1 protein-coding gene is annotated in these 230 nt (G+C 42.2%); it reads right to left on the reverse strand.

Translation table 11 applies throughout. From position 1 onward, the window contains the following. Positions 1-230, reverse strand: a 230-nt coding sequence (locus Q4528_RS16555) for a hypothetical protein (RefSeq protein ID WP_303522895.1), incomplete at both ends; no start/stop codon positions are given.

Genomic DNA, 230 nt, shown 5'->3' on the forward strand with positions numbered 1-230 from the left:
GCCTCATGTTGATCAAGAAAATCATTACTTTCGCTATCAAAGTCATCCAGCAATTGGGACAATGTTTGTAAATCAGAGAGTATTTCTTCATCGCTAACATTCGATTGAACAGCCGATTCAGGCTGAGCTTGCTGCTCACTGCTAAGCACAAATTGTTGTAAGGCTATTTGTAGTGGTTGCAAGTGACTCGCCAGTTGGTCTAACTGTTCACTTAATACTTCGCCCTGCTC

The organism is Staphylococcus pasteuri (genome assembly GCF_030547725.1).
In the GTDB taxonomy this organism is placed as follows: Bacteria; Bacillota; Bacilli; order Staphylococcales; family Staphylococcaceae; genus Staphylococcus; species Staphylococcus pasteuri.